General features: G+C 59.0%; 21 protein-coding genes. 17 read left to right on the plus strand and 4 right to left on the minus strand.

Going from position 1 to position 16,083, the window contains the following annotated elements; all coding sequences use genetic code 11:
• Position 1: 1 nt before the first annotated feature.
• Together pilH and pilG are read right to left on the minus strand one after the other, a co-directional pair.
• Complete coding sequence (gene pilH / locus HBN68_RS00945; protein WP_169962174.1) at positions 2-379, minus strand: twitching motility response regulator PilH; 378 nt, start codon at positions 377-379, stop codon at positions 2-4.
• A 42-nt stretch (positions 380-421) separates the two neighbouring features.
• Entirely contained in the window at positions 422-829 is a 408-nt protein-coding gene (gene pilG / locus HBN68_RS00950; protein WP_094991633.1) for a twitching motility response regulator PilG, read from the minus strand.
• Positions 830-1,097: 268 nt separating this feature from the next.
• Between pilG and gshB the strand changes: the two genes are divergently transcribed.
• The 7 genes from gshB (at position 1,098) to HBN68_RS00985 (ending at position 6,992) form a co-directional block, all read left to right on the plus strand.
• Positions 1,098-2,051 carry a glutathione synthase gene (gene gshB, locus HBN68_RS00955; protein WP_094991634.1) on the plus strand — a complete coding sequence of 318 codons (954 nt, stop codon included), beginning with the start codon at positions 1,098-1,100 and terminating at the stop codon, positions 2,049-2,051.
• A 76-nt stretch (positions 2,052-2,127) separates the two neighbouring features.
• Positions 2,128-3,027, plus strand: coding sequence for an energy transducer TonB (locus HBN68_RS00960; RefSeq protein ID WP_094991635.1), 900 nt, complete (start codon positions 2,128-2,130; stop codon positions 3,025-3,027).
• 66 nt (positions 3,028-3,093) lie between these two features.
• Positions 3,094-3,666 (plus strand): YqgE/AlgH family protein, encoded by a 573-nt coding sequence (locus HBN68_RS00965; RefSeq protein ID WP_169962177.1) that lies wholly within the window; start codon positions 3,094-3,096, stop codon positions 3,664-3,666.
• Positions 3,666-4,106 (plus strand): Holliday junction resolvase RuvX, encoded by a 441-nt coding sequence (gene ruvX, locus HBN68_RS00970; protein WP_094991637.1) that lies wholly within the window; start codon positions 3,666-3,668, stop codon positions 4,104-4,106. The genes HBN68_RS00965 and ruvX overlap by 1 nt, the downstream gene beginning before the upstream one ends.
• A gap of 82 nt (positions 4,107-4,188) precedes the next feature.
• Positions 4,189-4,707, plus strand: coding sequence for a bifunctional pyr operon transcriptional regulator/uracil phosphoribosyltransferase PyrR (pyrR, locus tag HBN68_RS00975; RefSeq protein ID WP_094991638.1), 519 nt, complete (start codon positions 4,189-4,191; stop codon positions 4,705-4,707).
• A 12-nt stretch (positions 4,708-4,719) separates the two neighbouring features.
• Entirely contained in the window at positions 4,720-5,724 is a 1,005-nt protein-coding gene (locus tag HBN68_RS00980) for an aspartate carbamoyltransferase catalytic subunit (protein WP_047278345.1), read from the plus strand.
• Positions 5,721-6,992 (plus strand): dihydroorotase, encoded by a 1,272-nt coding sequence (locus HBN68_RS00985; protein ID WP_169962179.1) that lies wholly within the window; start codon positions 5,721-5,723, stop codon positions 6,990-6,992. Before HBN68_RS00980 ends, HBN68_RS00985 begins: the two co-directional genes overlap by 4 nt.
• 66 nt (positions 6,993-7,058) lie before the next feature.
• On the opposite strand, the gene HBN68_RS00990 is transcribed toward HBN68_RS00985, so the two are convergent.
• Complete coding sequence (locus HBN68_RS00990; protein ID WP_169962181.1) at positions 7,059-7,475, minus strand: TM2 domain-containing protein; 417 nt, start codon at positions 7,473-7,475, stop codon at positions 7,059-7,061.
• Between the two features lie 251 nt (positions 7,476-7,726).
• On the opposite strand from HBN68_RS00990, the gene HBN68_RS00995 reads away from it, so the two are divergent.
• On the plus strand, positions 7,727-8,374 hold the full coding sequence (locus tag HBN68_RS00995; RefSeq protein WP_094991640.1) for a C40 family peptidase: 648 nt from the start codon (positions 7,727-7,729) through the stop codon (positions 8,372-8,374).
• Between the two features lie 41 nt (positions 8,375-8,415).
• On the opposite strand, the gene HBN68_RS01000 is transcribed toward HBN68_RS00995, so the two are convergent.
• Positions 8,416-9,411, minus strand: coding sequence for a type IV pilus twitching motility protein PilT (locus HBN68_RS01000; RefSeq protein WP_169962183.1), 996 nt, complete (start codon positions 9,409-9,411; stop codon positions 8,416-8,418).
• A 57-nt stretch (positions 9,412-9,468) separates the two neighbouring features.
• On the opposite strand from HBN68_RS01000, the gene HBN68_RS01005 reads away from it, so the two are divergent.
• The 9 genes from HBN68_RS01005 to hemW all read left to right on the plus strand — a co-directional run bounded on the left by HBN68_RS01005 (position 9,469) and on the right by hemW (position 16,083).
• The gene (locus tag HBN68_RS01005) at positions 9,469-10,155 is read left to right on the plus strand and encodes a YggS family pyridoxal phosphate-dependent enzyme (RefSeq protein WP_094991642.1); all 687 of its coding nucleotides are present in this window, start codon (positions 9,469-9,471) and stop codon (positions 10,153-10,155) included.
• A 32-nt stretch (positions 10,156-10,187) separates the two neighbouring features.
• Positions 10,188-11,006 carry a pyrroline-5-carboxylate reductase gene (proC, locus tag HBN68_RS01010; RefSeq protein WP_094991643.1) on the plus strand — a complete coding sequence of 273 codons (819 nt, stop codon included), beginning with the start codon at positions 10,188-10,190 and terminating at the stop codon, positions 11,004-11,006.
• A gap of 11 nt (positions 11,007-11,017) precedes the next feature.
• Positions 11,018-11,605: a YggT family protein gene (locus HBN68_RS01015; RefSeq protein ID WP_169962185.1), complete on the plus strand. Its 588-nt coding sequence runs from the start codon at positions 11,018-11,020 to the stop codon at positions 11,603-11,605.
• Positions 11,605-11,901 (plus strand): DUF167 domain-containing protein, encoded by a 297-nt coding sequence (locus tag HBN68_RS01020; RefSeq protein WP_169962187.1) that lies wholly within the window; start codon positions 11,605-11,607, stop codon positions 11,899-11,901. Before HBN68_RS01015 ends, HBN68_RS01020 begins: the two co-directional genes overlap by 1 nt.
• Positions 11,902-12,048: 147 nt before the next feature.
• Positions 12,049-13,188: a homoserine O-acetyltransferase gene (locus HBN68_RS01025; RefSeq protein ID WP_094991646.1), complete on the plus strand. Its 1,140-nt coding sequence runs from the start codon at positions 12,049-12,051 to the stop codon at positions 13,186-13,188.
• Between the two features lie 7 nt (positions 13,189-13,195).
• A complete protein-coding gene (metW, locus tag HBN68_RS01030) occupies positions 13,196-13,816 on the plus strand; it encodes a methionine biosynthesis protein MetW (protein ID WP_094991647.1) in 621 nt (206 codons plus the stop codon).
• Positions 13,817-13,841: 25 nt separating this feature from the next.
• On the plus strand, positions 13,842-14,279 hold the full coding sequence (locus HBN68_RS01035; RefSeq protein ID WP_094991648.1) for a DUF4426 domain-containing protein: 438 nt from the start codon (positions 13,842-13,844) through the stop codon (positions 14,277-14,279).
• Positions 14,276-14,872, plus strand: a complete 597-nt coding sequence (rdgB, locus tag HBN68_RS01040; protein WP_094991649.1) for an RdgB/HAM1 family non-canonical purine NTP pyrophosphatase — start codon at positions 14,276-14,278, stop codon at positions 14,870-14,872. The genes HBN68_RS01035 and rdgB overlap by 4 nt, the downstream gene beginning before the upstream one ends.
• Entirely contained in the window at positions 14,869-16,083 is a 1,215-nt protein-coding gene (gene hemW / locus HBN68_RS01045; RefSeq protein WP_094991650.1) for a radical SAM family heme chaperone HemW, read from the plus strand. The genes rdgB and hemW overlap by 4 nt, the downstream gene beginning before the upstream one ends.

Below are 16,083 nucleotides of genomic sequence, written 5' to 3' on the forward strand. Positions count from 1 at the left end.
ATCACTTGTGCGTGGAGGCTGGCAGGTTTTCTTTGATTTTTTTGATCAGCGCGTCCTCATCGACCGGCTTGGTCAAATACCCTTTTGCCCCCTGACGCGTGGCCCAGACCATGTCGGTCTCTTGATCCTTGGTGGTCACCACAATGACCGGGACCCCTTGGGTTTCCGGGTCTTTGGACAATTGACGCGTGGCCTGGAACCCATTGAGGCCCGGCATCACGATGTCCATCAGGACCAGATCAGGGTGTTCCTGACGCGCCAGTGCGACGCCATCAGCGCCATTGACCGCCTTGAGCACTTCATAGCCGTGCTTTTCGAGCAAGCCGCTCAGTTTGTACATTTCAGTCGGCGAGTCATCGACGATCAGAATGCGAGCCATGGTGTTCCCCATTTATTAGGTGAGCGGCCTGATGACCGAACATCAGTGAGCGTTTTGTACAACCGTGAAACCGGGCACGTGTGCCTTGATAGCGCTGAGCAACTCGTCCTTGCTGAAAGGCTTGGTCAAAAATTGATCAGACCCCACGATTCGTCCTTTGGCCTTATCGAACAGGCCGTCTTTGGAGGACAGCATGATCACGGGCGTGGACTTGAACGCACGGTGGTTTTTGATCAGTGCACAGGTTTGGTAGCCATCCAGGCGCGGCATCATGATGTCGACAAAAATGATGTGCGGATGGTGGTCGACAATCCTGGCCAGCGCATCGAAGCCATCAACGGCAGTGATCACCTCGCAACCGACGTTTTTGAGCAACGTTTCGGCGGTGCGGCGAATGGTTTTCGAATCGTCAATCACCATCACCTTCAAGGCGCTGGAATGCTTGTCCATATGTGCTCTACCATCGCCACGGCGACCCGTTTTGTTACAACTTTGCGATCCCGTAGCCCAAGTCCTTGGTAGACAAGGGCTGCAGGTGCTGTGCGAGCCTTTTTAGCACAGTCTCTACATGCAATCTATCGAACCTCCCGCAGCCTGCCGGCGAAGACGGTTTTTCCTTGACCGAGACCACACTCGGCGCCACTCTGGCGCCACTTTTAATTGCCTGCTGATCGCTTTCACAGGATTGTCTTCGCTAACTACTTTTGAGGAATTTGCCATGAGCGTTCGAGTCGGGATTGTCATGGACCCCATTGCGAGCATCTCCTACAAGAAGGACAGCTCGCTGGCCATGTTGCTGGCTGCGCAGGCGCGCGGCTGGACGCTGTTCTATATGGAACAGCAAGACCTGTACCTCACTGAAGGCAAGGCGCGGGCGCGCATGAAGCCGCTCAAGGTGTTCGCTGACCCGGAAAAATGGTTTGAGCTTGAGGCCGAAACCGACACGGCCCTCAGCGATCTCGACGTGATCCTGATGCGCAAAGACCCACCGTTCGACATGGAGTTCGTGTACTCCACCTACTTGCTCGAACAGGCCGAGCGTGACGGCGTATTGATCGTCAACAAGCCGCAAAGCCTGCGCGACTGCAACGAAAAACTGTTCGCCACGCAATTCACCCAATGCACACCGCCGACGGTCGTCAGCCGTCGCGCCGATGTCCTGCGCGAATTTGCGGCGTTGCACGGTGATGTGATCCTCAAGCCGCTGGACGGCATGGGCGGCACGTCGATTTTCCGTCATCGCGTCGGAGACCCGAACCTGTCGGTGATTCTCGAAACCCTCACCGCCAACGGCACTCAGCAAATCATGGCGCAAGGCTATTTGCCCGGGATCAAGGACGGCGACAAACGCATCCTGATGATCGACGGCGAGCCTGTGCCCTATTGCCTTGCGCGCATTCCGGCCCAAGGCGAGACACGCGGCAATCTGGCCGCCGGTGGTCGCGGCGAAGCCCGCCCGCTGAGCGACAAGGATCGCTGGATTGCGGAACAGGTCGGCCCGACCCTGCGTGAAAAAGGCTTGTTGTTCGTAGGCCTGGACGTGATCGGTGAGCACCTGACCGAAATCAACGTCACCAGCCCGACCTGCATCCGCGAGATCGATAACGCGTTCGGCACCAACATCGGTGCGCTGTTGATGGACGCCATCGAGCGCAAACTGGCCACTCGCTGATTTCTATCCGCCAGACACAGACCAACATTGCGTTATCATGCGCAGCCTGTGAAACCCGCGATGTTGGTCTTTTGCCATGACACGTCCAAGCGACCTGCCCCCTGAACTCACGCACAACCGCGTGCGCGCGGCTGATCGCCTGGGGTTTACGCTGTTTGTCGCGGCACTGATTCATTTGGCGGTGATCCTCGGCGTCGGGTTCAGCATGAGCGAGCCCAAACAGATCAGCAAAACCCTGGAAATCACCCTGTCCACGTTCAAGAGCGAGAAAGCACCGAAGAAAGCGGACTTTCTGGCCCAGGACAATCAGGAAGGCAGCGGCACGCTGGACAAGAAAGCAGTGCCCAAAACCACAGAAGTGGCGCCGTTTCAGGCCAACGAAGTCAAAAAGGTCACGCCGCCGCCTGCAGCCCGCCCCGAACAGAAGCAGGCAGCCCCCAAGGCCGCCGTCACCACCGTCGCCCCCAAGCCGAAAAAAGCCACGCGCGAGCCGCAAAAGGTCATCACCGAAGCCGCGCCCAAGGCAAGCATTCCTTCGTTTGACAGCTCCCAACTGTCGAGCGAGATCTCCAGCCTCGAAGCCGAGCTGGCCAACGAGCAACAGCTCTATGCCAAAAGGCCCAAGATTTACCGCATGAGTGCGGCTTCGACCATGCGCGACAAGGGTGCCTGGTACAAAGAAGACTGGCGCAAAAAGATTGAGCGCATCGGCAACCTCAACTACCCGGAACAGGCACGCCGCGAAAAAATCTACGGCAAGCTGCGGTTGCTGGTCTCGATCAATCGTGACGGCTCGCTGCATGAAGTGCTGGTGCTCGAATCCTCCGGCCAGCCGCTGCTGGATCAAGCGGCGCAGCGCATCGTACGCTTGGCCGCGCCGTTTGCACCGTTCAGCGGTGACTTGGCCGACATCGACCGTCTCGAAATCATTCGCACCTGGAAATTCGCCCAGGGCGATCGGTTGTCCAGTAATTAATAGCCCGGAAAATGGGCGCAATCAGCCAACTTGTCAGTTTCACTTGTCAGCGCCACACTAAGGCTCATGAAAAACCGCGCACCGACCTACCTCAAGCATCAGTTCCTGATCGCCATGCCGCATATGGTTGACCCGAATTTTGCTCACTCCTTGACCTACATCGTCGAGCACACGGCCAATGGTGCGATGGGCCTGACCATCAATCGGCCGCTGGACCTGAACCTCAAGGACATCCTTGAGCAGTTGCGCCCCGAGCGTGGCGTGCCCGAACTGTGTGAGCACGTGCCGATTTACGCGGGCGGGCCGGTCATGACCGACCGAGGGTTTGTCCTGCATCCCGCCAGCATGAATTTCGACGCCACGGTGGAACTCGAAGACGGGCTGGCGCTGAGCACGTCGCTGGATGTGCTGGCCAGTATCGCCGACGGCAACGGTCCGCGACGCAGCCTGATCTGCCTGGGCTATGCCGGCTGGGAAGCCGGTCAACTGGAAGCGGAACTGGCAGACAACGCCTGGCTTACGTGCCCGTACTCTGCCCACATTCTGTTTAACACCTCTAGCGAGTTGCGCCTTGACGCGGCCGCCAAACACCTCGGAGTTAACCTCAACTTGTTAAGCACTCAAGCAGGTCACGCCTGATGGCCAGCCTACGTTTACTGCTGGGTTTTGATTACGGCACCCGCTCCATCGGTGTCGCCGTCGGCCAGATGATTACCGGGCAAGCCCGCGAGCTGTGCAATTTGAAAGCCGAGAACGGCATCCCGAAGTGGGAAGAAATCGAGAAACTGATCAAGGAATGGCAGCCCGATGCCATGGTGGTGGGCATGCCGTTGAACATGGACGGCACCCCCAGCGAGTTTTGCGCCCGTGCGCAAAAATTTGCCAATCGCTTGAATGGCCGTTTCAATCTCCCCGTTTTTACCCACGACGAACGCCTGACCACCTTCGAAGCCAAGGGCGAACGCAAGGCCCAGGGCGGCCAGCGTGGCAGTTACCGCGACAACCCCGTTGACGCCATCGCCGCCAAACTGGTGCTGCAAGGCTGGCTCGACAAAAAAACGGCTGAACCTCAAGCCTGACATTGCGTTTACATGTTTGACGCACCTCATTGTTTGCGCCCGCCGCAGCACGCATCCTGCGCGGGCCTTTTAAGGAGCCACCATGATCCTGCCTGTTCCCGCTGAACTGATCTCTCAGATGGCGCTTGATCTCAAGGCCCATCTGGCCCGCCGCAACATCACCGAGCCGCGTTACATCGGCATCCGCACGGGCGGCATCTGGGTGGCCCAGGCACTGTTGCGCGCCATGGACAGCGATGCACCGCTGGGCACGCTGGACGTCTCGTTTTACCGCGACGACTTCAGCCAGAACGGGCTGCACCCGCAAGTGCGGCCGTCCGACCTGCCGTTCGAGATCGAGGGCCAGCACCTGGTGCTGATCGACGACGTGCTGATGAGCGGGCGCACCATCCGCGCGGCACTGAACGAATTGTTCGACTATGGTCGTCCGGCCAGCGTGACCCTGGTCAGCCTGCTCGACCTGGACGCCGCCGAGCTGCCGATCCGGCCAAATGTGGTGGGCGCGACCTTGTCGCTCAAGCCGACCGAGCGGGTAAAGTTGTCCGGCCCTGCGCCGCTGACACTCGAACTTCAAGACCTATCTCAAGACCCAGCCCTTTAAGAGACCACTGCGATGACGCCTACAGATGCCAAGCGCCCGCTGCAGCTCAATGATCAGGGCCAGCTGCGCCACTTTCTGTCGCTCGACGGCCTGTCCCGAGAGCTGCTGACAGAGATCCTCGACACCGCCGACTCGTTCCTTGAGGTCGGCGCCCGGGCCGTGAAAAAAGTCCCGTTGCTGCGCGGCAAGACCGTGTGCAATGTGTTCTTCGAAAACTCCACCCGCACCCGCACCACCTTTGAAATGGCTGCTCAACGCCTGTCTGCCGACGTGATCACACTCAACGTGTCGACCTCCTCGGCAAGCAAGGGCGAAACCCTGCTCGATACCTTGCGCAACCTTGAAGCCATGGCTGCTGACATGTTCGTGGTGCGCCACGGCGATTCGGGGGCGGCGCATTTCATCGCCGAACACGTCTGCCCGCAGGTCGCGATCATCAACGGCGGCGACGGCCGTCATGCGCACCCGACCCAGGGCATGCTCGACATGCTGACCATCCGCCGTCACAAGGGTGGGTTTGAGAACCTGTCGGTGGCCATCGTCGGTGACATCCTGCACTCGCGGGTGGCGCGGTCGAACATGATCGCGCTCAAAACGTTGGGCTGTCAGGACATTCGCGTTATCGCACCGAAAACCCTGCTGCCCGTCGGCATCGAGCAATACGGGGTCAAGGTTTACACCGACATGACTGAAGGCCTGAAGGACGTCGACGTGGTGATCATGTTGCGCCTGCAACGCGAACGCATGTCCGGCGGCCTGCTGCCGAGCGAAGGCGAGTTCTATCGCCTGTTCGGCCTGACCACTGCCCGGCTGGCGGGTGCCAAACCCGATTGCATCGTCATGCACCCCGGCCCGATCAACCGTGGCGTGGAGATTGAGTCGGCGGTGGCCGATGGCCCCCACTCGGTGATTCTCAATCAGGTGACCTACGGCATCGCCGTGCGCATGGCGGTGTTGTCCATGACCATGAGCGGGCAAACGGCCCAGCGCCAATTCGAACAGGAGAACGCCCAGTGAAGCTCAGCATTCTCGGCGCCCGTGTAATAGACCCCGCCAGCCAGCTGGATCAGATCACCGACCTGCACCTGGAAGCCGGCAAAATCGTCGCCATGGGCGCAGCCCCGGCCGGTTTCACGCCGACCCGCACGCTAGACGCCAAAGGCCTGGTGGCGGCCCCCGGGCTAGTGGACTTGAACGTTGCCCTGCGCGAGCCGGGTTACAGCCGCAAAGGCACGATTGCCAGCGAAACCCGTGCCGCCGCAGCCGGTGGTGTGACCAGCCTGTGCTGCCCGCCGCGCACCAAACCGGTGCTCGACACTTCGGCAGTGGCCGAGCTAATCCTCGACCGCGCCCGCGAAGCCGGCAACTGCAAAGTGTTCCCCATCGGAGCGCTGAGCAAGGGGCTGGAAGGCGAGCAACTGGCTGAACTGATCGCCCTGCGCGATGCCGGGTGCGTAGCGTTCGGCAATGGCCTCACCAGCTTCAGCAACACGCGCACCTTGTGCCGCGCGCTGGAATACGCCGCCACCTTCGACCTGACCGTGATTTTCCACTCTCAAGACCGTGACCTGGCTGAAGGCGGCCTGGCCCACGATGGCCCGATGGCCGCATTCCGTGGACTGCCCGGCATACCTGAAACGGCCGAAACCGTAGCGCTGGCCCGCGACCTGTTGCTGGTCGAACAAAGCGGCGTGCGGGCGCACTTCACCCAACTGACCAGCGCACGCGGCGTCGCTTTGATCGCGCAAGCTCAGGCGCGCGGCCTCAAGGTCACTGCCGATGTGGCGTTGTATCAATTGATTCTGACCGACGAAGCGCTGGTGGACTTCTCCAGCGTCTACCACGTGCAACCGCCGCTGCGCACCCGTGCCGACCGTGACGGACTGCGTGAAGCAGTCAAATCCGGCGTGGTACAAGCCATTTCCAGCCATCACCAACCCCATGAACGGGACGCCAAGCTGGCACCGTTCGGCGCCACCGAGCCAGGCATGAGCAGCGTAGAGCTGTTGTTGCCTTTGGCGATGACGTTAGTTGAAGACGGTTTACTGGACTTGCCGACCTTGTTGGCGCGTTTGAGCACAGGCCCGGCAGATGCCTTGAGCCTGCCAGCGGGTCGCTTGAGTGTCGGGTCGGCTGCCGATCTGGTGCTGTTCGATCCGAGTGCTTCAACCGTGGCCGGTGAAAAATGGCTCTCCAAAGGCGATAACTGCCCGTTCCTGGGCCATTGCCTGCCGGGCGCCGTACGCTACACGCTGGTGGACGGTCGAATCAGCTACGAAGGCTAAGAGGTCGCCCTACACCTCCACCCCACCCCAGCCTCCGGGAGAGGCTTGGGGTGAGGGTTTTAGCGCTTAACGGCGCTCGGCATTCTTGATCGAGATCTGGGTATTCAATGTCCAGAAATCGTACAGGACACCAATCAGAAACAACCCGCCCGTGAACAGGTAGATGATTCCGGTGATCCATTTACCCATGTACATGCGGTGCAGGCCGAATACCCCCAGAAACGTCAGCAGAATCCACGCCACGCTGTAGTCGGTATTACCCGATCTAAAGCGCAGGTCCGCTTCGCGGTCCATGCTCGGGATCAGGAACAGGTCAATCAGCCAGCCAATGCCCAACAAGCCCAGGGTGAAGAACCAGATGGTCCCGGTAACCGGCTTGCCGTAATAGAAGCGGTGTGCTCCCAGAAATCCGAAAATCCACAGCAAATAACCCAGTACCTTGCTGTGGGTATCGTGTTGTACATCGTCCCGATAGCCGCTCATTGATGCCCCCTTGGGTATCGATAGAAAAAAATTACAGTTTTTTTGTGACTTTTTTACTGTCTCGCAACAGGTAAAAGTCTGTTGCAGGATTTCGCGCAAACCCTTGTGCTATCTGGCCTGCGCAGTCGTCATGTGACAATTTGCCACTGCTTTGGCGGTTTTTGACCCCCCGGTCCAATCGACAAACGGCCTGAGAAAGGACCTAAAAGCTGTTATAAAGTTGCGCGCTTAACCACATAGAGCCCTGCCGAATGCGTCCTTTATTCAAGACATGGCTAACCATTTGCCTATTACTGCCACTGGCCGCCCACGCCACCAATCGTGAGCAACGTCTTCCTTCAGGCTTCACCGGTTACACCGCAAAGTCATCTGCGAGTGCTCCGTTTGTTGCCTCTAACAGCAAAACCGTAACACGTCCGACCTCCAGTAAAGTTCATCGCAAAGCCCCCGGCAAAATTGCGACCCCTGCTCTGGTAGCGGCCAACAAACAAAGCAGCACCGTGCTGAGCCGTGCAGTCAACGTGCTGGGTACGCCTTATCGTTGGGGCGGCAGCAGCCCAAGTAAAGGCTTTGATTGCAGCGGATTGGTCAAATACGCGTTCAATGATGTGGCGGCGGTCAATCTGCCCCGCAGCTCCAGCGCCATGGCCAGCGGCCACGGCCAGAAAGTCGACCGCAAGGACCTGAAGCCCGGCGACCTGCTGTTTTTCAACATCAAGAGCCGCAAGGTCAACCATGTAGCCATTTACCTGGGCAATGACCGGTTTATCCATGCGCCACGTCGCGGCAAGTCGGTGACCATCGACACACTGAAAAAACCGTACTGGCAGAGCCACTATGTGGTCGCCAAGCGCGTATTGCCTAAAGAGCAAACCAACCTGCGGGTTGCGCAGCGCTAACTGGCATCGTTGAAGAGCAGCGCAAGGCTGCTCTTCAACGATTACAGGTCAATGATTCCCCTCTCCTGCAAGCGTTTCACACTCATGTCCAAAGTCAGCATGCCGACCGCTGCACTGGTCTGGATGACGGACGTCATTTGCGCCACTTTGTTTTCCCGAATCAGGTTCCTGATCGCAGGCGTGCCAAGCATGATTTCGTGTGCCGCAATGCGCCCGCCGCCTTTTTTCTTGAGCAACGTCTGACAGACCACTGCCTGCAGTGATTCAGACAACATCGCCCGCACCATGGCTTTTTCTTCTGCCGGAAACACATCGACGATACGGTCAATGGTTTTGGCCGCACTGGGCGTGTGCAACGTGGCGAACACCAGGTGTCCGGTTTCCGCAGCAGTGAGGGCCAAGCGGATGCTGTCGAGGTCGCGCATTTCACCCAGCAGAATCACGTCCGGGTCTTCACGCAGTGCTGAGCGCAGTGCGTTGGCGAAACTGTGGGTGTCACGGTGCACTTCGCGCTGGTTGATCAGGCAGCGGCGCGATACGTGGATGAATTCAATCGGGTCTTCAATGGTAAGGATGTGTTGCTGACGCGTGCTGTTCAGGTGATCGATGATGGCGGCCAACGTGGTGGTTTTGCCTGAGCCCGTCGCGCCGGTGATCAAGACCAAACCGGAGGGCAGGCCGAACAGCGGGCTCAGGACGTGTTCCAAACCCAGTGATGCCAGGCTCGGCACCGTCGCGCCAATACTGCGCATCACCGCAGCGGGGCCATGCTGTTGCCTGAAGGCATTCACTCGAAACCGCCCCAGCCCCAGCGCGGTGTATGAAAAATCAGCTTCGTGGGTTGCCTCAAAGGCACCCCGCTGCGACTCATTCATCATGCTGTGGATAAGTTCGTGTACACGCTGCGCACTCACGCTCGGCAGCTCGCAACGCTGCATGTCGCCATCTATGCGCAGCATCGGCACCATGCCCGCAGACACGTGCACGTCCGATGCTCCGCGTTCTACGCATAAGGCCAACAGGTCGGCGATATCCATCCCCCCTCCCAATTCCAGTAGAATGCCGCAGACTTTCACCACGGCGGGCTTAATTGAATGTCCACGATAGCTGACAACATTGCTCAGGTTGAGGCGCGCATCCGCGCAGCCGCACTGGCTGTGCAACGCGATGTAACGAGCGTTCACTTACTGGCGGTCAGCAAGACCAAACCCGCCGCCGCGCTGCGTGAAGCATATGCCGCCGGGCTCCGCAACTTTGGCGAAAACTACCTGCAGGAAGCGCGCGCCAAACAGGTCGAATTAGCTGACCTGCCCTTGTGTTGGCACTTCATCGGCCCCATTCAATCGAACAAGACGCGTGACATCGCTGAGCATTTTGCGTGGGTGCACTCCGTAGACCGCCTTAAAATTGCTCAGCGTCTGTCGCAACAGCGGCCAAATGAGCTGCCACCGTTGAACATTTGCATTCAGGTAAACGTCAGCGGCGAGGCCAGCAAGTCCGGGTGTACCCCGACGGACCTGCCCGCGCTGGCGGAAGCGATCAATGGGTTGCCGCGCTTGAAGCTGCGCGGGCTGATGGCGATTCCAGAGCCTACCGACGACCGCGCCGAACAGGACGCAGCGTTTGCGAAAGTCCGTGAACTGCAACACAGCCTGGACATGGGGCTCGACACTCTTTCGATGGGCATGAGCCACGACCTTGAGTCGGCCATTGCCCAAGGTGCCACTTGGGTGCGGATCGGTACTGCACTGTTTGGCGCTCGCGACTACAGTCAGGCCTGAAAAGGTCTGCCTCACACTTATAAGGATCTGTCATGAGCAAGACGCGTATTGCCTTTATCGGAGCCGGGAACATGGCTTCCAGCTTGATTGGCGGCCTGCTGGCCAAAGGTCTGGACGCAGCACAGATCCGCGCCAGCGATCCTGGCGCCGAGACCCGCGCCAACGTAGCGGCTGAACACGGCATCGAATTGTTCGCTGATAACGCCCAAGCCGTTCAGGACGCTGACGTGATTGTGATTGCGGTCAAGCCGCAGGCCATGAAGGCTGTGTGCCAGGACCTGCGACCGCACCTCAAACCCAAGCAACTGCTGGTGTCGATTGCTGCCGGTATCACCTCTTCCAGCCTGCTGCAGTGGCTGGGCACGCAACCGTTGGTGCGCTGCATGCCCAACACGCCTGCCCTGTTGGGCAAGGGTGTCAGCGGTCTGTACGCCACTGATGACGTCACCCAAGAGCAACGCGCGATGGCCGACGAGTTGTTGAGCGCTGTGGGCGTTGTGGTCTGGGTCGAGACAGAAGCCCAGATCGATGCGGTAACGGCAGTATCGGGCAGCGGCCCGGCGTATTTCTTCCTGTTGATTGAAGCCATGACCAACGCGGGCGTGAAGCTGGGCCTGAGCCATGACGTCGCGGAGAAACTGGCCGAGCAAACAGCGCTAGGCGCCGCCTGCATGGCTGTTGACAGTGATGCCGACGCGGCCGAGTTGCGTCGTCGCGTGACCTCGCCAGCAGGCACCACTGAAGCTGCAATCAAGTCATTCCAGGCCAGTGGTTTTGAAGCCACGGTCGAAAAAGCATTGAGTGCCGCCGCGCACCGCTCGGCCGAAATGGCCGAACAACTGGGTCAATAAAGGAGCAAATGATGTCAGGACTTAATGGCGCTGCCATTTTTGTGGTTCAAACCCTGGGCAGCCTGTATTTGCTGGTCGTGCTGTTGCGATTCATCCTGCAACTGGTACGCGCCAACTTCTACAACCCGATCTGCCAGTTCATCGTCAAGGCCACGCAAACCCTGCTCAAGCCAATGCGCCGCGTGATTCCAAGCATTTTCGGCCTGGACATGTCGTCGCTGGTGCTGGCCATTCTGGTGCAAATGGTGGTGTTCGCCATCGTGCTGACCTTGAGTTACATCCCGTTCAACATCCTCGGGCTGCTGCTGTGGTCGATCATCGGTGTGACGGCGCTGTTCCTGAAGGTGTTCTTCTTCGCCATGATCATCAGCGTGATTCTGTCGTGGGTGGCACCGGGCAGCACCAGCCCCGGCGCCGAACTGGTCAATCAGATCACCGAGCCAGCCCTGGCCCCGTTCCGTCGCTTTCTGCCGAACCTGGGCGGTCTGGATATCTCGCCGATCCTCGCGTTCATGGTTATCCAACTGATCCAGAGCTACGTGATCCCGCCATTGGCCATGTACGTCGATATGCCGCCTGAGCTGTTCGGCCTGATCTGATGAGTTATTTCCGCTGGGACGGTGACGACCTGATTCTTGACTGTCATTTGCAACCCAAGGCCAGCAGCGATGAGTTCGCTGGCCTGCACGGTGACCGCCTGAAAATCCGTCTCACCGCCCCGCCGGTTGAAGGCAAGGCCAACGCCCATTTGATGGCCTTTCTTGCCAAAGCGTTCGGCATCTCTAAAAGTCAGGTCAGCCTGATCAGTGGCGAGCTCAACCGACAGAAACGGGTACGCCTGCAAAGCCCCAAAAAACTGCCGGTGCTTCCCGGGTTGATCCGTCCCGACCTCTGACGCCAAACCCGTTTGCGCAGGCTGCGACAGGCTGTAAAACGGCCTTTAGGGCCGCATGGCTGCGCTGCCAAAGGGTTTTGCACCATTGCTTGCCGCTCGCTGCCCCGCTCATTAGACTTACGCCTCATTTAAATGAGAGCAGGGTCGATGCCAGCTGCCTTTCCCCCCGATTCCGTTGGTCTGGTTGTGCCGCAAGTTGCACATTTCAGCGAACCGCTGGCACTTGCGTGCGGCCGCTCACTGCCAGCCTATGACCTGATTTACGAAACCTACGGCCAGCTCAATGCGTCGGCCAGCAATGCCGTGCTCATTTGCCACGCGCTGTCAGGCCATCATCACGCCGCCGGGTATCACAGCGTCGACGACCGCAAGCCTGGCTGGTGGGACAGCTGTATTGGTCCCGGCAAGCCCATCGACACCCACAAATTCTTCGTGGTCAGCCTCAACAACCTCGGCGGTTGTAACGGCTCGACCGGCCCGAGCAGCATCGACCCTGAAACCGGTCGCCCATTTGGCGCATCGTTCCCTGTGTTGACCGTTGAAGACTGGGTGCACAGCCAGGCCCGCCTGTCTGACCGCCTGGGCATTTCACAGTGGGCAGCCGTCATAGGTGGCAGCCTTGGCGGGATGCAGGCATTGCAGTGGAGCATCAGCTACCCCGACCGCCTGCGCCATTGCCTGGCTATCGCCTCGGCACCGAAGCTCTCGGCACAAAACATCGCGTTCAACGAAGTCGCGCGTCAGGCCATCCTCACCGACCCTGAATTCCACGGCGGGTCGTTTCAGGAACAGGGCGTCATCCCCAAACGCGGCTTGATGCTGGCGCGTATGGTCGGTCACATCACGTACCTGTCGGATGACTCGATGGGCGAAAAATTCGGACGCGGCCTGAAGAACGAAAACCTTAACTACGACTTTCACAGCGTCGAGTTTCAGGTTGAGAGCTATTTGCGCTACCAGGGCGAAGAGTTCTCCGGGCGTTTCGATGCCAACACCTATTTGCTGATGACCAAGGCGCTGGACTACTTCGACCCGGCGGCGAACTTCGATGACGATCTGGCCAAAACCTTCGCTGGCGCCAAGGCACGCTTTTGCGTGATGTCGTTCACCACTGACTGGCGCTTCTCGCCCGCCCGCTCGCGGGAGCTGGTGGATGCGTTGATGGCGGCCAAAAAGGACGTGTGCTACCTGGAGATCGATGCGCCGCAAGGCCATGACGCCTTCCTGATCCCGATCCCGCGCTACCTGCAAGCCTTCAGCAACTACATGAACCGTATTGAACTGTGAGAACGCCATGAGAGCCGACCTGGAAATCATCCAAGACTGGATCCCCGCCGGCAGCCGTGTGCTCGACCTCGGCTGCGGTGATGGCGAATTACTGAGCTGGCTGCGCGACAACAAGCAAGTCACCGGCTACGGCCTGGAAAACGACCCGGACAACATTGCGGAGTGTGTCGCAAAAGGCATCAACGTTATCGAACAGGATCTCGACAAAGGGCTGGGCAACTTTGCCAGCAACAGTTTCGACATCGTGGTCATGACCCAAGCGTTGCAAGCCGTGCACTACCCCGACCGGATCCTCGACGAAATGCTGCGGGTTGGCCGTCAATGCATCATCACCTTCCCGAACTTCGGACACTGGCGCTGCCGATGGTATCTGGCCAGTAAAGGCCGCATGCCTGTTTCCGAGTTCTTGCCGTACACCTGGTACAACACGCCGAACATTCACTTCTGCACCTTTGAAGACTTCGAAGCACTGTGCCGTGAGCGTGAAGCGCAGGTCATCAACCGTCTTGCCGTAGATCAACAACACCGACACGGGTGGGCGAGCAAGTTATGGCCTAACCTGTTGGGCGAGATTGGCATTTACCGTGTCAGCAGTCCTGGCCTTCAGGACCATAACGTCGCGGTTTAACAGGTTCGTTCAAAGGAGAAAGACAATGGGTCGTATTGGATTACTAGTGCTTTCAATGTGTTTTGGCGCGCAGGCCATGGCGGCCGACGTCAATCCTGCCCAACGGCAGCAGACGTTTGGTGACATGACGGTGTATTACAACGCGTTCCCGTCTACTTTCCTGACGCCTGAAATTGCAAAAAAAGTTGAGGTTTCGCGCGGCAAGCAAAACGCAGTGTTGAACATCACCATCAACAAAGCAGGCAAAAATATTCCGGCCAATGTGCAGGGCACCTTTAAAACCGGTGATAAAGAGTCAAAAAGCCTGAATTTCCGCCAAGTCGGTCAAGATGGGGAAATCAACTATCTGGCGCAATTTCCTGTCACAGGCCCGCAAACCTTCACGTTCAACGTGACGGTAAAAGCTGGCGGGGCGAGCGCTGAAACAATCGAATTTACTCAAATGGTCGCACCAATCGAATGATGAACTTCACGCAACTGGTACTCGCCAGTCACAACGCAGGCAAACTCAAAGAACTTCAGGCCATGCTCGGCGAGTCGGTGCAGTTGCGCTCGATTGGAGAGTTCAGCAGCGTCGAGCCGGAAGAAACCGGCTTGTCGTTTGTTGAAAACGCCATTCTTAAAGCCCGCAATGCAGCGCGCATTTCCGGCCTGCCTGCGCTGGCGGACGACTCGGGGCTGGCAGTGGACTATCTTGGCGGCGCACCCGGCATTTACTCTGCCCGCTATGCCGATGGCCAGGGCGATGCGGCGAACAACGCCAAACTGCTCGACGCCCTCAAAGACGTACCTCAAGCCGAACGAGGCGCCCAGTTTGTCTGCGTGCTGGCCTTGGTCCGCCACGCTGACGATCCGTTGCCGATCCTCTGCGAAGGCTTGTGGCACGGGCGCATTCTGCCCGCTGCCAGCGGTGAGCATGGCTTTGGCTACGACCCGCTGTTCTGGGTGCCTGAGCGCAACTGCTCCAGCGCCGAACTCAGCCCGTCGGAAAAGAACCAGCTCAGTCACCGGGCTCGTGCCATGGCTTTGCTGCGCCAGCGTCTGGGCCTGAAATGACCCACGACACACCTCCCCAGCCGCTCTACCTCGGAGCGGCTGGCTTTTCTCAGCAGGCGCCCCGAGCGCCACTGACGCAACTGCCGCCGCTGTCGCTGTATATCCACATCCCGTGGTGCGTGCGCAAATGCCCGTATTGCGACTTCAATTCCCATACCGCCAGCCCGGTGCTGCCCGAAGAAGCGTATGTGGACGCGCTGCTGGCCGATCTCGATCAGGACCTGCACGCGGTGTATGGGCGCGAGCTGAGCTCCATTTTCTTTGGTGGCGGCACTCCCAGCCTGTTCAGCGCCCAGGCGTTGGGGCGTCTGCTCAAGGGTGTTGAAGCACGCATTCCGTTCGCCAGCGATATCGAGATCACCCTCGAGGCCAATCCCGGCACGTTCGAGCAGGAAAAGTTCGTGGCCTACCGCGCACTGGGAATCAATCGACTGTCGATTGGTATCCAGAGTTTTCAGCAAGAAAAACTCAAGGCGCTGGGGCGTATCCATAACGGCGACGAAGCCGTGCGGGCCGCCGGCATGGCGCGTCAGGCCGGGTTTGACAACTTCAACCTGGACTTGATGCACGGCTTGCCCGATCAGTCGCTGGACGACGCCCTGAGCGACCTGCGCCAGGCCATTGCCCTCAAGCCGACACATCTGTCGTGGTATCAGCTAACCCTTGAGCCCAACACGGTGTTCTGGAACCAGCCGCCAACCCTGCCGGAAGACGACACGCTGTGGGACATTCAAGAGGCGGGGCAAGCCCTGCTCGCCGAACACGGCTACGCACAGTACGAAGTGTCGGCCTACGCCCAGCCCGGCCGAGCTGCGCGGCATAACCTCAATTACTGGAGCTTTGGCGACTTCATCGGCATTGGCGCCGGTGCCCATGGCAAGTTGAGCCATCCCGACGGCCGCATCGTGCGCACCTGGAAAACCCGCCTGCCAAAGGACTACCTCAATCCAACGAAGAACTTTCAGGCTGGCGAGAAAATACTGACTGCCGAAGAGCTACCGTTTGAGTTTCTAATGAACGCCTTGCGCCTGACAGACGGCGTTGATTCAGCCCTTTATCCGCTGCGTACGGGCCTTCCCCTCGACAGCTTGAACGCCGGGCGCGACGCCGCCGAACAAAGTGGCTTATTGCAGGTCGAACCGACACGCCTGGCGGCGACTGCCCGAGGCCAGCTGTTTCTCAATGACCTGTTGCAGCATTTTTTGACCTAA

Origin of the sequence: Pseudomonas sp. WS 5078 (assembly GCF_012985745.1) — a bacterium.
Lineage (GTDB): Bacteria > Pseudomonadota > Gammaproteobacteria > Pseudomonadales > Pseudomonadaceae > Aquipseudomonas > Aquipseudomonas lundensis_A.

Excerpts from the sequence above, each read along its gene's own strand:
- pilH (WP_169962174.1), bottom strand. The coding sequence starts at position 379 with ATGGCTCGCATTCTGATCGTCGATGACTCGCCGACTGAAATGTACAAA.
- pilG (WP_094991633.1), bottom strand. The coding sequence starts at position 829 with ATGGACAAGCATTCCAGCGCCTTGAAGGTGATGGTGATTGACGATTCG.
- gshB (WP_094991634.1), top strand. The coding sequence starts at position 1,098 with ATGAGCGTTCGAGTCGGGATTGTCATGGACCCCATTGCGAGCATCTCC.
- HBN68_RS00960 (WP_094991635.1), top strand. The coding sequence starts at position 2,128 with ATGACACGTCCAAGCGACCTGCCCCCTGAACTCACGCACAACCGCGTG.
- HBN68_RS00965 (WP_169962177.1), top strand. The coding sequence starts at position 3,094 with ATGAAAAACCGCGCACCGACCTACCTCAAGCATCAGTTCCTGATCGCC.
- ruvX (WP_094991637.1), top strand. The coding sequence starts at position 3,666 with ATGGCCAGCCTACGTTTACTGCTGGGTTTTGATTACGGCACCCGCTCC.
- pyrR (WP_094991638.1), top strand. The coding sequence starts at position 4,189 with ATGATCCTGCCTGTTCCCGCTGAACTGATCTCTCAGATGGCGCTTGAT.
- HBN68_RS00980 (WP_047278345.1), top strand. The coding sequence starts at position 4,720 with ATGACGCCTACAGATGCCAAGCGCCCGCTGCAGCTCAATGATCAGGGC.
- HBN68_RS00990 (WP_169962181.1), bottom strand. The coding sequence starts at position 7,475 with ATGAGCGGCTATCGGGACGATGTACAACACGATACCCACAGCAAGGTA.
- HBN68_RS00995 (WP_094991640.1), top strand. The coding sequence starts at position 7,727 with ATGCGTCCTTTATTCAAGACATGGCTAACCATTTGCCTATTACTGCCA.
- HBN68_RS01000 (WP_169962183.1), bottom strand. The coding sequence starts at position 9,411 with ATGGATATCGCCGACCTGTTGGCCTTATGCGTAGAACGCGGAGCATCG.
- HBN68_RS01005 (WP_094991642.1), top strand. The coding sequence starts at position 9,469 with ATGTCCACGATAGCTGACAACATTGCTCAGGTTGAGGCGCGCATCCGC.
- proC (WP_094991643.1), top strand. The coding sequence starts at position 10,188 with ATGAGCAAGACGCGTATTGCCTTTATCGGAGCCGGGAACATGGCTTCC.
- HBN68_RS01015 (WP_169962185.1), top strand. The coding sequence starts at position 11,018 with ATGTCAGGACTTAATGGCGCTGCCATTTTTGTGGTTCAAACCCTGGGC.
- HBN68_RS01020 (WP_169962187.1), top strand. The coding sequence starts at position 11,605 with ATGAGTTATTTCCGCTGGGACGGTGACGACCTGATTCTTGACTGTCAT.
- HBN68_RS01025 (WP_094991646.1), top strand. The coding sequence starts at position 12,049 with ATGCCAGCTGCCTTTCCCCCCGATTCCGTTGGTCTGGTTGTGCCGCAA.
- metW (WP_094991647.1), top strand. The coding sequence starts at position 13,196 with ATGAGAGCCGACCTGGAAATCATCCAAGACTGGATCCCCGCCGGCAGC.
- HBN68_RS01035 (WP_094991648.1), top strand. The coding sequence starts at position 13,842 with ATGGGTCGTATTGGATTACTAGTGCTTTCAATGTGTTTTGGCGCGCAG.
- rdgB (WP_094991649.1), top strand. The coding sequence starts at position 14,276 with ATGATGAACTTCACGCAACTGGTACTCGCCAGTCACAACGCAGGCAAA.
- hemW (WP_094991650.1), top strand. The coding sequence starts at position 14,869 with ATGACCCACGACACACCTCCCCAGCCGCTCTACCTCGGAGCGGCTGGC.